Below are 15,123 nucleotides of genomic sequence, written 5' to 3'. Positions count from 1 at the left end.
TTCTCCCTGATATCCGCCCGTGCTACAAACATCGCTACATGTTTGTAGCACTTTTTTGTCTTTCCCGTGCTGTCTTTTTTAAAAACCGTAAATAAAAATCCATCCTTCCTATCTCATCACCTCCACAGCTTAAAGTAAATTTTTATTTTAAAAGGTTAATATCGCGGCATGATTGGCGCTCGATCATTTGTGTTTTGAGCACGATTGTCGATTCTCCAAACCATTCCTTATTCTCCCGTTTTGCGTTGATTTTCTCAAATAATTTTTCCGCAGCCAATTCTCCCATTTTTTTGGGATCCTGCGTTACCGTCGTCAACGGGGGATCAAGTATCTTCGCCAATTCAAAGTCGTCCCAGGCAATGAAGCTGATATCACGGCCAATTTTTTTATTCATTTCCCGCAGGGCCAGTAACGCCCCTGTACATGTAATATTATTAAGAACGAATAAAGCCGTCAGCTCCGCGCTTTGCGCCAGCAACTCCTTAGTGAATCGATTCCCTTCTTCAACGGATGCAGTGCTCCCGATTTTGATATATTCTTTGTGGCAAGGCATCCCCGCATCGCTTAATGCCTTTTTATATCCGTCGATCCGCTCGTACATAGTCGACGTAAAAATACTTGCGATCAGGCCAATGTTCTCATGTCCCTTTTGGATCAAATAGCGGGTCGCTTCATAACTTCCTGAAAAATTGTCCGCCTTAATGATCAATTCGTTGACATTCAATAATTCGCGGTCAATATATACTACCGGAACATCTCCGGCATACAGCCTTTTTTTCGAGGCATCCAGTATCATATCGTTCGGCTGCGCCGTTGCAATAATCAGACCGTCAATGCGCTTTGCATATAATGTTTTGATGGCTTTTACTTCCTCGTCGATATCTTCGCCCGTATTGGCGATAATCACGCTATATCCTGCTTCCGCGCCTTTCACCTCAATGGAATGAATGATCTCGCTAAAAAACGGATTTGCAATATTCCCGACCAAGACCCCGATCGTTTTGGTAACCTGGCTTTTCATACTCTGCGCAATCGCATTGGGCATATAGCCAAGTTCCTTAGCTGCTTTCATCACCTTTAAACGTGCCTTTTCCGAAACGTTCCCATATCCTCCGAGCACACGTCCGGCAGTCGCGGACGATAATCCTGCCTTTTGCGCTACGTCTATAATTGTAATATTTTGCTTTCCTGCCACGCTTTCCATTTTTCCTTACTCTCTTCTATATTTTGATAACGTTATCAATATTTCGAGCAAATACAGGGTGCTTTAGTAAAAATCAAATCTTTTTTCCATGTATTCCAATTTTCTATGGAAATACATACCTTCTTTAAATTTCGTTATCTTAAATGTACTCTAAATGAAAATCCTGTTGAAATACTACAAATATTGACGTTATTTACGGTTTATCTTGCTGATGGCTTCATTATACAAAAAGGAAAAAATATTGTCAAGAGATTTATTGATAACGTTCTCTTTTATTTTTTACCTTTTTTATCAAAACACTTTTTATCCATCTGTTTTTTGTATAGGTCTATTCTTAAAAATAACTGCCCCTGGCATTTTTTGTCCCTTTTTTCTTTCTTTTCCATTTATGATATAATACGATCCGGGAGGGATGAGTGCTCATGAACGAAAAAGAATTTCAGTTGATGATAAGTGCTGCAAAGCAATACTACCAGCTTGGGATCAGCCAGGAAGAAATCGCACGGAAGGCCTATGTCTCCAAATCTACGGTCTCTCGCCTGATCCGCAAAGCGGTTGATCTCGGGTATGTCGAATTCAAGATCAATTATTCGGGCGAAGCTGTAACCCACCTCCAGCAGGAGCTATTCGACCTCTCCGGCATTCCCTGCACGGTGCTCCCCGCCTTTGTGGACGATTACCTCCCGCGGCTGGACGATGTGTGCGCATACGCCGCGCACGATATCCCTACGCTCATCGAAGACGATGAGATTGTCGGCGTCACATGGGGGCGTACCACCGAATATCTCGCCAAGAACCTGGTCCCGCCTCCGCAGGAAAAACATGGGGTAAAGGTCTGTATGCTGAGCGGTTTCGTGACGGGAACCATTGCCTCCATGAAAGCGACCCATATCATAGAAAAATTTGCCGATATTTTTTCCGCGCAGGGCTTTGTTATGCCAGCCCCTCTGCTGGTCGATACGGAGCACATTGCGCAGGTACTACTGTCCGATTCCAATATCCGCTATGTCATGGATCTCTGCCGCAGGGCACAGACTGTTATCCTTTCCGTTGGAGGAACGGATTTGAAGGATACTTTCCTGACAGACGAAGGGACCTATAACCTTAGTGTTTACAATAAAATCGTGCACAGCGGAGGGGTGGGCGACATCGCCGGACGCAATTTCGATATCAACGGAAACGAGATACAGAGCAACATTACCGGCCGAATCATCAGTATTTCTCTTTCCGAACTCAAGCAAAAGAGAAACCGCATCTGCATCGCGATCGGCGAGCATAAAAGCCAGGCCATCCTCGGCGCGCTGCGCGGCGGTATCGTGAACCGCCTTTATACGGACGAGATCACGGCCAAAGACATCCTGAAAAAAGCCCGCCTGCTCAGGAAGTAAGCTTTTCCCCCGCAGCCGTACCCTTTTGAAACTAATTTCAAAAGGGCTTTTTTTGTGGAATTTTTACCAGATTCCGCCTTTTTGCTGGACAGGGATCTTCACGATGGTATACTGCAACCGATTTCCCAAATATCATTTTACCAAGGAGGAACAATATGGCAGAAGTTGTAAACATGCCCCGGCTCGGCCTCAACGAAGATACCAGCGTCCTCGGCGAATGGTTCGTGTCCGAAGGTGATTCCGTTCAAAACGGCAGTGAACTTTTTTCCATCGAAACAGACAAATCCTCTATGACCGTTTATTCCGAAACAAACGGAACAGTCCTGAAACGGTTCTATGAATCCTATGACGTCGTCCCCGTGATGACGCCGGTCTGCGTGATCGGGCAGCCGGGAGAGGATATCAGCGGTATCCAACCAGCGGATACCGGGACGGAAGCCGCGCCGGAGCAGAAGCCGGAAGCTGCGCCCGTCCCGGTCCCGGCAGCAAAGGCGCCTGCTCTCACGGCGCAGCCTCCGGCAGGAGGATTTCTATCTCCCCGGGCGCGCAAGCTTACCGAAGCAAACGGCATAGATGCGTCCGGGCTTGCCGCGTCCGGTGCGGAGGGCAGGATCATCGAGGCGGATGTGATCCGCGCAATGGAGGCTGCGCCCGCTCCGGCAGCGCAAACCTCGTCTCCGGCAGCTGGACCCCTTGCTCCGGTACATCCAGGCAGTTCGCGGATTGAAAAAATATCCACGGTCCGCCGCACGATCTCCAAAAACATGATGCACTCTTTGAGCAGCACCGCGCAGCTTACCTCGCACATGACCTACAATGCTTCGTGCATCCAACGGTACCGCGAATGGCTAAGGCTGTCGCCGGGAGATGAAAAAAACATTACGGTCACGGACATGATCCTGTTCACAGCGGCAAAAACGCTCCAGCAATTCGATTATATGAATGCGCATATGGTCAGCGATAAAGAGATCGAATATTTCGAAGATATCAACCTTGGCTGCGCGGTCGATACGGAGCGCGGGCTAATGGTTCCCACGATCCGCAAAGCCCAAACGCTTTCGCTCGTTGAGCTGTCGAGGAAGCTCAAGGAGCTTGCGGCGAAATGCCGCGATGGAAGCATCCGTCCGGAAGAGATGTCCGGCGCGACCTTTACCGTCTCCAACCTCGGTGGATTCGGTGTGACCGGATTTACGCCCATTTTAAATCCGCCTCAGGTAGGCATCCTCGGCATCGACGCCATCGATTATGCGGTCAAAAAAACAAGCGAAGGCATCCTTTATTACCCGGCCGGTCATTTGTCCCTCACCTACGACCACCGGGCCGTAGACGGCGCTCCGTCCGCACGCTTTTTACAGGCGCTGTGCAGGAACCTGGAACAGTTTGACCAACTCGTATAGGAGGGACCATATTATGAAATCATATGATATTGCCGTGATCGGCGGCGGCCCTGCCGGATATCTCGCGGCGGAGCGCGCGGCCGAAACCGGGAAAAAAGTTCTCCTTGCGGAGAAGCGGACGGTCGGAGGCGTGTGCCTCAACGAAGGATGCATTCCCACCAAAGCTTTCCTTTACTCCGCAAAAATATTTGAATACGAAGCCCATAAAGGCAAAGACCTTGGTCTTTGCTGTGAAAATGCAGCGCTTGACCACGCCAAGGTGCTTGCCCGCAAGCAAACGGTGGTAAACACACTCGTCGGCGGCGTATCCTCCGCCCTTGCGCGTAAAAAGGTCGACGTTGTACAGGCGGAAGCGGGGCTGCGCAGGGAAGAACGCGGATTCGCCATCCTGTGCGGCAGGGAATCCTTCTTTGCGGAAAAAGTCCTGCTCGCGACCGGTTCCGAACCTGTTATCCCCAATATTCCCGGCGTTGCGGGCGGTATCGGAGACGGTTCGGTACTCACCAGCCGCGATATTTTGGACCTTCAGGAGCTTCCAGAAAAGCTCGTCATTGTGGGTGCGGGCGTCATCGGCCTCGAGATGGCCGCTTATTTCAGTATTGCCGGCAGCAAAGTCACCGTTGTCGAAATGCTGAAACAGGTCGGCGGCCCAATCGACACCGACCTTTCCGGCGCGCTGCAAAGGCACTTGGAAAAAACGGGGATCGAGTTTGTGCTGGGCAGCAAGGTCTTTGACGTATCCGGGAAAACCGCGCATGTCGAAACACCCTCGGGTGTCCGGGAACTCCCTTATGATAAGCTCCTGATGTGTGTGGGAAGAAAACCATCCCTGCATATCCCGGGGCTGTCCGGTATGAACCTTTGTATGGAACACGGCGCTGTCGTTACAGATTTACACTGCGAAACCAATATACCAAACCTGTTTGCGGCGGGCGACGTCAACGGAAAGTGTATGCTCGCACACGTTGCCTACCGGGAAGCTGAAACGGCGGTAAACAACATGACAGGGACGCCCGACGAGATGGATTATTCCGCAGTGCCCGGCGTGATCTATGCGCAGCCCGAAGCCGCCTTCTGCGGCCTTACGGAACAGCAGGCAGCCGCCCAGGGAATAAATCCGGTGATAAAAAAGGCTGCGATCAACCTAAGCGGCCGGCACATTGCAGAATACGGTATGAGTGACGGCTTCTGCAAACTGGTTCTGGACCAAAGAGGGCAAACAATCCTGGGCGCGTCGCTGTTCTGCGCATATGCTTCCGAGATCGTCTATTCCCTTGCGCTGATCATTCAGAACAAAATTCCGGTAAAAAGCATCAAAAAAACGATCTTTCCCCATCCAACAGTTTGTGAGATCGTCCGCGAAACGCTTTTCATTTAATTTTTCAGGAGGTAATCAAAACTATGACGAAAGAATTATATATCAATCCAGCCCAAATCAGGGCGCGCGGTGTTGCCGCATTTAAAGACATCCCGCTGAACAATTATCAAAAAAGAATGAAGGATGTCCTCGGTGAATTTTCCAAGGAAGATCTCACCAATATTTTTTTCGATATGCTGACCATCCGTGAATTCGAGACAATGATGCAGGATCTCCGCCTAACGGGAAAATACTGCGATGTGGCCTACAACTATTCCGGCCCGGCACATCTCGGTATCGGCCAGGAAAGCGTCGCCGTCGGCCAAGCGTTCCTGCTTGACCGGGACGATGCCGTTTTCGGCACACACCGCAGCCACGGCGAACTGATCGCCAAAGGTTTTTCCGCCTTGCGGAAGCTGACGGATCAGGAACTTGAAGAGATCATGGAACAATCAAATGACGGCGCGCAGTACCGCGTTGTGAAAGAACATTTTTCCCTCGGCATTCACGAGTCCGCGAAACGTTTCTACCTGTACGGTATCATGGCGGAAATATTCGGCCGCAAGAACGGCTTTGCGGAAGGACTGGGAAATTCTATGCACGCATTCTTCATCCCATTCGGCGTCTATCCCAACAACGCGATCGTCGGTGGCAGCGCGCCGATCGCGACGGGTGCGGCGCTCTACAAAAAAAACATGAAGAAAAAAGGGATCGTGGTCGCCAATGCGGGAGACGGTTCGCTCGGCTGCGGTCCGGTATGGGAATCTATGAACTTCGCTTCCATGGATCAATATCATACGCTGTGGGAGGAAGGATATAAGGGCGGCCTGCCGGTCCTCTTCAATTTCAACAACAACGGATACGGGATGGGCGGCCAGACCAGCGGCGAAACGATGGCCTATGGCATCCTCGCGCGCGCAGGCGCCGGCATCAATCCGGACCAGATGCACGCGGAACGGGTAGACGGCTTCAACGTTTTTGCTGTGATCGACGCTATGAAACGCAAAAAAAGGCTGCTCGAAGAAGGAAAAGGCCCTGCGCTCCTTGACGTTATCACCTACCGTTTTTCCGGCCACTCCACGTCGGATGCCAATCCTAACCGCACGCAGGAGGAAATCAACGCCTGGGAAGCGCAGGATGCGATTGCCGATTACGAAAAACAACTTGTGGAGAACAATATCCTGACAAAGGATCAGACCGCCTCCCTGCGGGAGGAGGTGCGCGGCTTGATCCTCTCCGTGTTCAGACTGGCAATCGACGACAGCGTCTCCCCGCGCATGGACCTACAAAAAGAGCCGGACAGCATCGAAAAGTATATGTATTCCAACCAGCACATTCCTAAAATGGCGGATATTCCCGTGGACGTCTGTGCGCCCAAGGAAGAAAACCCGCGTCTCCAGCGCCTGCAAAAGAAAAGCCGCGACGGTATGAAAAACGGCAGGGAACTTCCTTCCTCAGCGGTCCTACAACTGCGTGACGCAATCTTTGAATCCGCTTTAGATAAATTTTACGAAGATCCCACGCTGGTCTCCTTCGGGGAAGATCTGCGGATTTGGGGCAGCGCCTATGGAGCTTATAAGGACCTCGACAAATCTGTGCCTTACCACCGCTTGTTTAATTCCGGGATATCGGAATCCGCCATCGTCGGCGCTTCCGTGGGCTATGCCATGATGGGCGGCCGGGCCCTTCCGGAATTGATGTATTGCGATTTTCTTGGCCGCGCGGGTGACGAAGTCCTCAATCAGCTCGCGAAATGGCAGGCGATGACTGCCGGGCAGGTGAAAATGCCCGTCGTCCTGCGCATGGGCGTGGGCGCGAAATATGGCGCGCAGCACTCCCAAGACTGGTCGAGTATCTGCGCCCACGTCCCCGGCCTCAAGATCGTATTCCCGGTCACTCCCTATGACGCAAAAGGCCTGCTGAACACGGCGCTTTCCGGGACTGATCCCGTCATCTACCTTGAGAGCCAATCCCTGTACGGCATCGGGGAAACGTTCCACGAGGGCGGCGTACCGGAGAATTATTATGAAATCCCGATCGGCGAGCCGGATATCAAAAAGAATGGCTCCGACCTCACGATCCTGACCATCGGCGCAACGCTGTATAAGGCTATGGAGGCCGCAACACTGTTCGAGGAGCAGTATGGGATCAGTACAGAGATAATCGATGCACGCAGCATCGTTCCTTTTAACTTCGCACCGGTTCAGGAGTCTGTGAAAAAAACGGGCCGCATCATCATCGCAAGCGACGCATGCCAGAAGGGCTCCATCATCAATGATTTTGCCCAGAATCTTTGTTCCTCCTTGTTTAATTACCTGGACGCGCCGCCCGTTGTATTGGGCGCAAGGAACTGGATCACTCCCGTATATGAATTGGAGGATTCCTTCTTCCCGCAGGCGGACTGGTTTCTCGACGCATACCATCAAAAGATACAGCCCCTGCCGGATTATACCCCAAGGCATTCCTTCTCCGTCGCGGAAATGGACCGCAGGAACAAAGCGGGTGTGTAAACAAAGCCGATAAGTTCACTGCCCCACGGTATAAAAGCCAAGAGAGCCTGCCCAAGGGCGCCGGCTGCTGCGCCCTTGGGCAGGCTCTCTTGGCTTATCCGTTTTTTTGGTTTGCACATATATGCGCCTATAGAATGCTCCGTTTATTCCCCTCACGCCACTGCCGCATGCCGGGATTTCAGACATATTCTGCAGATTGCTTGCATAAAGTCATTGTTCCGGGGTATTATTAAATTAAATCATTTATCGCAAGGAGACGGGTATGGGAATTGCTTCCATTATCGTAAGCCTCGTAGGCTTTGTCCTGAGTTTCATCCTGGGCTTTCCACTCAGCTATTTCATTGGTCCATTCATCGGGCTTGCAATCGGTGTGGTTGGATTGGTGCTCGGGATCGTCGCCCGCGCAAAACAGCGGACGAATGTCACGAATGCCGCTCTTATCATCGGTATTATTGTCGTTGCCGTCAGTATCCTGCGCATGATTTCGCTGATGACATGCGTAACCGGGGTGATCGGGCTGTTTGCCTAGTCTCCGCATTTCCTGCGGCCGGATACCGCAGCTTTTATATTATGCGTAACAAACCGCGCTCCATGCGGAAAAGGGGACTAAAAAAGGAGGGAGTTTATTTATGTCTTGCTACTATATTATTGGAATCAGGCTGGACCACCGCACCGCCAATGCGTCGAAGCTCCAGGAGGCGCTCACCGCGCATGGCTGCAATATCAGAATGCGCGTGGGCATGCACGAAACGAGCGACGATTATTGCGCAGACGACGGAGTCATCATGCTGCAGGCATGCGGCGATAAGGAGACTATCGACAAAATGATCGCCGATTTCAGCGCCGTGGAGGGTGTGACCGCAAAGCTGATCGATCTCAACTAAATTTCGCTTTAAAAACACGCACGCTTCGTGCGTGTTTTTTGTATGCGGCTTTTCCAAAACCTATGGGATCCCGTTATGACCTGTGTATCAGCAGCATAACCGTTCTCCTCTGGCAAAGCATCTGAAAAATGCGCAGGACGCACGAACCATAAACAGGATTTCTTTGGCCGGCGCGAGCCATGCGGGCACGGCTGCCGCCCACGCCGTTCGCGGCAATTATCGGGAAAACAGCCTGCCACATCGACCACAGCGCCAGCAGCCCGCAAGCACCGCACGGCTGAAACGCACATATTTTTGAATCCGCGCCTTTTTGCCGTTTCCGTGTGGTATAATCCAATCATACGGAAAGGATGGATATTATGAAACGACTGAAGCCGAGGACCGCGGGCAGCCCGGAGGCACGCACGGATTTCGAGCCGCTCGTGCGGGAGGCGCAGGAAGAGGAGACAGCGGTCGAGAATAAAACATTCCACGGCTTTGCCTTTGAAGAGAAGGACTTTTCGCAAACCGTTTTTAAAGGATGTATATTTGAACGCTGCCGGTTTACACGGTGTAATTTGAAAAAGACAGAATTTATGGACGTAATTTTCCGCACCTGCGATTTTTCGGGCAGCTTGCTCGAGGGAGGCTACCTTTCCCGCTGCGAGTTCCACGCCTGTAAAAACGTAGGCGGCAGCCTGTACCGGGCTTTCCTGCAGGACGTTTTATTTTCCGGCTGTAATTTTGGATATGCGAACTGCAACTGCTCCAAATGGAAAAATGTATCCATCGCGGACTCTTCTTTTTCCAATGCGGATTTTGGGGAATGTTCCCTCAAAAACCTGGAGCTTTCCAATGTGGAGCTTGTGCGGGTAAATTTTTCGCACACACCGCTTGCGGGGATTGATTTTACTGCGAGCGAAATTGCGGACATCCTTGCTTCCGCGTGGGAGCTTCGAGGCGCGGTTGTTTCTCCCGCACAGGCGGCGGAGCTGGCAAAGCTCCTCGGCGTGGTTGTAGTCTGATTATTTGACACGGGAATATGCGGGTGTTATTATGTTGTATATACACGCATCGGAGGTATGGATATGAGATGTGAATGTGCCCAATGCGGCACGTATATGGTGCACGCGGAGGACCTTGCGCTCGGCTGCGTCTGCCCCGAATGCAAGGCCCGGTGCACGGCATGCCTCGGGACGAACAGCGTCCTCTCGCGCGAAGAGCTGCGGGCGCTCGAGGACAGCCCGGATTTTGAAGCCGCCTATTTAAAAAAGGAGGGCCGGGATGACTAAGGAAAAATGCGTATACATCCACCTTCGGCGCGCGGGCCGGACGCTTGCTTCATATTATGACCGTATGCTCGCCCCTTCCGGAATTACCGCAGCGCAGTATTCCCTGCTCTGCCATTTGGATCAGCTGGGTACGGCCAGCACCAGTGCGCTTGCAGCCAGCATGAAACTCGACCGCAGTACGCTGGTACGGAACTTAAAGCCGCTTTTCGGCGCCGGTCTCGTTACGGACACGGCTAAAAAAGATGCCCGCGACCGCTGTCTCGCGCTGACCGAAACGGGCGGCCGGACTCTTTTGTATGCGGAAAAGCTGTGGAAAAAAGCGCAGTGCGCGGTAAAGGACCTGATCGGTGAAAAAAAACTGAAAACATTGATGAAAACGCTTGCGAAGATCGAGACGCTTTGAAGGAGGAAACGGTATGAGGTACGATTCAAAGAAACTGGAGGAGAAGGCCGTACTGGATACGGCGGCAAGGCTGTGCGCGGCGGCGCGCACAGCCCCAAAGACGCGCGGGATTGATTTTATCCGCACATGCGTCCTGACCGGTGAAGAAAAGGAAGCGCTGGCACAAGAGATGGACCGTCTTGCCCCGGTGCTTGACTATCCGTTTTTTACGCGGGACGCGGGAAATATCCGCGCGAGCCAGGCCGTTGTTTTGATCGGTACGTCCTACCAGCAGCGCGGCCTCAACGAAGGCTGCCAGTACTGCAACCATACCAACTGCGGGGAGTGCGCGCAGCAAAACGGCGTGTGCGCGTACGACAATGTGGACCTTGGAATTGCGGTCGGTTCGGCCGTATCGGCGGCCGCGGATTCCCGCATCGATAACCGCGTGATGTTTTCCGCCGGACGCGCGGCATTATCTATGCAGGTCATGGACGAGGATGTAAAGGTGATCCTGGCAGTTCCGCTTTCCGCCGGGAGCAAATCTCCTTATTTTGACCGCAAATAAAAAACGACAGACAGAAAATCCTGCCGCGGAAGCCTCCGCGGCAGGATTTTTATTGGCCTAACTATGATAAATTCCCCGGCCACGCGGGATAAATGGGCTTTTGCTTTTCCGTTTTTTCCCTTGGTACCAGCCGCAAGGCTGGCGGCGGCGAAAATAACTTGGCCATTTTAACGGCGGCCGGCCCCACAGCAACCGGAACGGATTTCGGGCGCGCCACCAAGCATAGCTGGCGATCCTGACCCGCAATGATCCAAACGCGGCGCTGGACTCAACTGAAAAACGTGCGCCGCAGCGGTCCGTCTTTTCAGATTAACCGCCGCGTTTTCCACTTACCGCGCTTAAAATAGATTACGCCCGCAAGGGCCGGAAGCACGGGCGCGAACATCTCCGCGAGGTATATCCCCACAAAACCATACCCGAGGACCATACCGAGAAGCCAGCTGCCGAAAATGCGGATGAGCACACAGTCGAGCATGGAATTCCAGAACGCAAAGGCCGCGTCTCCAAGACCTGTGGCGAACGAATTCAAGGCATACATCACGGCATACGCGGCGCAATTGAGCGAGCAGCAAATGCGCAGGTATAAAATCCCCTCGCTCACGACCTGTGGGTCGTCATTGAACAGCAGGATAACCCGGGCGGCAAACAGCTGGAAAAATACGATCATGACAAGCGATGCGGTCACGCTGACCTTCACGCCCGCCCGGGCCACGCTCTCAGTACGCGCAAGGCGGCCCGCGCCCATAGTTTGCCCCGCCATTGCGCTCACGGCCTGCCCGACCGCCCACACAGGCATGGCTGCAAATGTGTTCACCTTAAGACCGATCCCTGACGCCGCGGCAACCGCCACGCCATATACATTCAGCATTCCGGTAGCTGCCATGTAAGAAAAATTGAGCACTGCCATCTGCCCGGCGGAAGGGACGCCCACCCGCAGGATCGCCGCCGCTTTTTCTTTGCTGACTTTCCACTTCCAACGGATGGCGACCAGCCGGCTGCGCCAAAGGTATACCGCCGCAATGAAAAAAGAAACCCCCTGTGATGAAACAGTGGCAACCGCAGCTCCCCACGTACCCTTATGGAATCCGCCAACAAGCAGCAGGTCGAGCGCAACATTGACTATGGCCGCCGCGAGCACAAAATACAGGGGACGCTTTGAATCCCCAAGGCCGCGCAGGATCGCGCAGACCGCATTATAACCAAAAACAAAGGCCGTTCCTCCGCAGACGACGCTCATATATCCGTCCGCATCCGCCATCGCGTCCTGCGGCACACGCATCAGCAGCAGCGCCGGATGATACAAAAGAAATCCTGCCGCCGTTACCGCGGCGGCAAAGACAGCAGCCAAGACAAACAGCGTTAAGACGGCTTCCGCCTGCTGTTTTTTTTGGCGCGCGCCCTCGTATTGTGCCACAAGCACCGCCCCGCCCTGTGCGAGGCCCGTGCAGGCCGACGTAATGAGGAAAACGAGCATAGACGCGCTGCTGACGGCGGCAAGGCCTCCGCTGCCCACAAACCGGCCGACCACAGCCATATCCACAAGGCTGTAAAAAGACTGCAGGAGATTTGCAAGGAACATCGGCCCCGCAAACCGAAGAAGCGTCCGGGTCACATGTCCCGACGTTAAATCCCGTATCTTTGTATTCATGATAATCCTCCCTGAAACAAAGCGTTTCGCGGCATAAAAAAAGAACCGCGCGACATTGTCCGCGGCCCCCCCTTTGCGGGAAAATCATCCGTTTTTTCGTATTACAACAAAGCGGGCGTTCCCGCATCCTGCTGGTACGATTGACTGATGAACCGGCCTTCCGCCGTTTTAGGCTCCGTACAATGTCTCATCCATTCCATTTGTGCGGAGCTTCCTAGGATACAAAGCCTGCTGTAATACATGATTTATCCTTTGTTTTTATTTGCCTTTATGATACAGGGGCGCGCCTTTCCTGTCAAGTGCGCGTCCACGACCCTTCAAAGGTTTTACATTTTGATGATGTTTTTTCATCCCGCAGGTGATACAATTTTGAAACACACATGGAATAATATGACAGCGGTGAGGTGTGAAATGAATAAGATCCTTGTCGTCGAAGACGATGAAGCAATTTCTTCGCTGATTTGCCTGAACCTGAGCGCAGCGGGTTATGAAGTAATCCCCCTATGCGATGGAAGCGAGGTGCCGGAACGGCTCCAAACGGAACAATTTGACTTGGCGCTGCTGGATGTGATGCTGCCCGGAATAGACGGCTTTTCCCTTTTTTCCTGCTTTGCGCAGCATGGTATTCCCGTAATCTACCTGACTGCCGTAAACGACACGGAATCCAAGGTTAAGGGGCTCCTTAAAGCCGAGGATTATATCGTCAAGCCCTTCGATATCTTGGAGCTGATGGTGCGTATGGAAAAGGTCCTGCGGCGAACGGGCCGTTTTCCTCATGTGTTCCGCGCGGGCGATGTGGAAATTGACGAACAGCGCCACAGCGTAAAAAAGGACGGCCGGTCCGTTTCCCTAAAGCCGCTGGAATTTGATCTTCTGCTGACTCTTGCCAAAAACAAAAATATCGCTATGTCCCGCGATGCGCTACTCTTGAGCGTATGGGGTATCGATTTTATGGGCGAAACGCGCACGGTGGACGTACACATCGCGCAGCTGCGCAAGAAGCTCGGCATTTCCATTGCAACTATTCCAAAAGTAGGCTATCGTCTGGAGGACTGATGGATGAAGCTTCGTACGAGGATTACGCTGATTTCCCTCGCCGTTATTTTAGCGGCGATTCTTGTAAGCGGCTGCCTGCTGGTTTTGCTGTCCGCCCAGAACAGCATACAGCAGGCAGAGGAGTCCGCGCTTTCCCAAAGCCGCTATATGAGCATTTCTTTCAAAAATGCCGTAAACGAATCGGCCTTTTTCTCCGCTGCCGGTAATGCGCGCAGCAGCCTGATCCAATACCTGTTCCGCGAATATGCCCGGAGGACGGCGGGAGACGCGGATTTCATCCTGATGCACGGAAGTGAAACAGTCTGCAATACATCCGGGTACCAGCCGGATATTTTAATGTCCTACGGAGAAATCCGAACCCTCGGCGCCAGCTATGACGCTGTGGAATATACGACCGTGAAAGCGGGGAATGAAATTCTTTTCCTGACCAGACAGGCCTTTTCCTTTGCACGGGAGCCTTACACGGTTTATATGGTCTCCAACATAACGCAGGTTTATCGCGGTCTTCAAACATTCGTGCCCGGAGCGGTTTTGATCGGCGGGCTGACGGCTGCCGTTTGTGTGCCGCTCCTCGTCTTCCTGCTCAAGCGGGCGCTTTTCCCGCTCGAAATGTTGAAACAGCAGGCGGCGCAAATTGCGGGCGGCGTTTACAGCGAACGGGCCTGCCCGAGAGGTTCGGACGAAATTGCCGCCCTCGCGCAAAGTTTTAACGCCATGGCCGGAGCGGTGGAACGGAACATCAATTCGCTTGAATTAAAAGCGCAGCAGCAGGAAATGCTGCTTGCCGCCGTGGCCCATGAAATCAAAACGCCGATGACTTCCGTCATCGGCTATGCGGATACCCTGCAGCGAACAAGGCTCACGGAGGTACAGCAACAAAACGCTATTTCCAGAATCCATACAGAATGCCGCTATATGGAACGGCTGATCCAAAAGCTTGCGAAACTGATCGCAACCGATCACGCGGCCCTTTCCCTGCGGGAGGAAAGCACGGCCGTACTGCTGGACGAAGTCAGGAAAACCGTTGTTTCGGGCCAGGGGTTACAGGAAACGGAAATTTCCGTTTATTCGGACGGCGGGCTGCTTGCCATGGATCGCGACCTGATGACGGACCTGCTCCTAAACCTGATAGACAATTCACGCAAGGCCGGAAGCAGCCATATTTCCATTGTAGCGCAAAAAAACGATATCTTCGTCAGGGACGACGGGTGCGGTATTCCCGAGGAGAAACTCGCGCATGTGGCGCAGCCCTTTTACAAGGGCGATCCCTCCGCTTCACGCAAAAAAGGCGGACTCGGGCTTGGGCTTGCGCTGTGCCAGAAGATTGCGCGCCTGCACGGCGCGCTGCTTGCCATCGACAGCAGCCCCGGAACAGGGACAACCGTACATATCATTTTTACAAATTGATTACAGTTTGCTGAATACTCGAATGCAATGTCCGCGTTATGATAGGCACAT

14 protein-coding genes are annotated in these 15,123 nt (G+C 52.7%); 12 read left to right on the top strand and 2 right to left on the bottom strand.

What is annotated here, in order from left to right:
• Nucleotides 1-142: 142 nt before the first annotated feature.
• Complete coding sequence (locus B1H56_RS13770; RefSeq protein ID WP_207667492.1) at nt 143-1,195, bottom strand: LacI family DNA-binding transcriptional regulator; 1,053 nt, start codon at nt 1,193-1,195, stop codon at nt 143-145.
• Between the two features lie 431 nt (nt 1,196-1,626).
• Between B1H56_RS13770 and B1H56_RS13765 the strand changes: the two genes are divergently transcribed.
• The 10 genes from B1H56_RS13765 (at nt 1,627) to B1H56_RS13720 (ending at nt 10,961) form a co-directional block, all read left to right on the top strand.
• Entirely contained in the window at nt 1,627-2,592 is a 966-nt protein-coding gene (locus tag B1H56_RS13765) for a sugar-binding transcriptional regulator (RefSeq protein ID WP_066522828.1), read from the top strand.
• A 155-nt stretch (nt 2,593-2,747) separates the two neighbouring features.
• A complete protein-coding gene (locus tag B1H56_RS13760; protein ID WP_066522826.1) occupies nt 2,748-3,989 on the top strand; it encodes a dihydrolipoamide acetyltransferase family protein in 1,242 nt (413 codons plus the stop codon).
• A gap of 13 nt (nt 3,990-4,002) precedes the next feature.
• Nucleotides 4,003-5,367, top strand: a complete 1,365-nt coding sequence (lpdA, locus tag B1H56_RS13755) for a dihydrolipoyl dehydrogenase (protein ID WP_066522824.1) — start codon at nt 4,003-4,005, stop codon at nt 5,365-5,367.
• A 23-nt stretch (nt 5,368-5,390) separates the two neighbouring features.
• Complete coding sequence (locus tag B1H56_RS13750) at nt 5,391-7,856, top strand: alpha-ketoacid dehydrogenase subunit alpha/beta (protein ID WP_066522822.1); 2,466 nt, start codon at nt 5,391-5,393, stop codon at nt 7,854-7,856.
• 262 nt (nt 7,857-8,118) lie between these two features.
• Nucleotides 8,119-8,385 carry a hypothetical protein gene (locus tag B1H56_RS13745; RefSeq protein ID WP_066522820.1) on the top strand — a complete coding sequence of 89 codons (267 nt, stop codon included), beginning with the start codon at nt 8,119-8,121 and terminating at the stop codon, nt 8,383-8,385.
• 100 nt (nt 8,386-8,485) lie between these two features.
• Nucleotides 8,486-8,740 (top strand): CPF_0552 family protein, encoded by a 255-nt coding sequence (locus tag B1H56_RS13740; protein ID WP_066522818.1) that lies wholly within the window; start codon nt 8,486-8,488, stop codon nt 8,738-8,740.
• 359 nt (nt 8,741-9,099) lie between these two features.
• Entirely contained in the window at nt 9,100-9,744 is a 645-nt protein-coding gene (locus tag B1H56_RS13735; protein WP_066651301.1) for a pentapeptide repeat-containing protein, read from the top strand.
• Nucleotides 9,745-9,807: 63 nt separating this feature from the next.
• Nucleotides 9,808-10,011: a hypothetical protein gene (locus B1H56_RS13730; protein WP_066522814.1), complete on the top strand. Its 204-nt coding sequence runs from the start codon at nt 9,808-9,810 to the stop codon at nt 10,009-10,011.
• Complete coding sequence (locus B1H56_RS13725; RefSeq protein ID WP_066522813.1) at nt 10,004-10,414, top strand: MarR family winged helix-turn-helix transcriptional regulator; 411 nt, start codon at nt 10,004-10,006, stop codon at nt 10,412-10,414. The genes B1H56_RS13730 and B1H56_RS13725 overlap by 8 nt, the downstream gene beginning before the upstream one ends.
• A 13-nt stretch (nt 10,415-10,427) precedes the next feature.
• Nucleotides 10,428-10,961 (top strand): ferredoxin domain-containing protein, encoded by a 534-nt coding sequence (locus tag B1H56_RS13720; protein WP_066522812.1) that lies wholly within the window; start codon nt 10,428-10,430, stop codon nt 10,959-10,961.
• Between the two features lie 304 nt (nt 10,962-11,265).
• On the opposite strand, the gene B1H56_RS13715 is transcribed toward B1H56_RS13720, so the two are convergent.
• The gene (locus B1H56_RS13715) at nt 11,266-12,609 is read right to left on the bottom strand and encodes an MATE family efflux transporter (RefSeq protein ID WP_066522811.1); all 1,344 of its coding nucleotides are present in this window, start codon (nt 12,607-12,609) and stop codon (nt 11,266-11,268) included.
• 411 nt (nt 12,610-13,020) lie between these two features.
• Here B1H56_RS13715 and B1H56_RS13710 point away from each other — a divergent pair, with 411 nt between their 5' ends.
• Both B1H56_RS13710 and B1H56_RS13705 read left to right on the top strand, forming a co-directional pair.
• Nucleotides 13,021-13,665, top strand: coding sequence for a response regulator transcription factor (locus tag B1H56_RS13710; protein WP_066522884.1), 645 nt, complete (start codon nt 13,021-13,023; stop codon nt 13,663-13,665).
• 3 nt (nt 13,666-13,668) lie between these two features.
• Nucleotides 13,669-15,072, top strand: a complete 1,404-nt coding sequence (locus tag B1H56_RS13705) for a HAMP domain-containing sensor histidine kinase (RefSeq protein WP_066522810.1) — start codon at nt 13,669-13,671, stop codon at nt 15,070-15,072.
• The last annotated feature ends 51 nt before the right edge of the window (nt 15,073-15,123 follow it).

The sequence above is a fragment of the Christensenella minuta genome (assembly GCF_003628755.1).
Lineage (GTDB): Bacteria > Bacillota > Clostridia > Christensenellales > Christensenellaceae > Christensenella > Christensenella minuta.
Note: the sequence above shows the minus strand (reverse complement) of the source record. Positions and strands in the feature narration are given on the sequence as shown.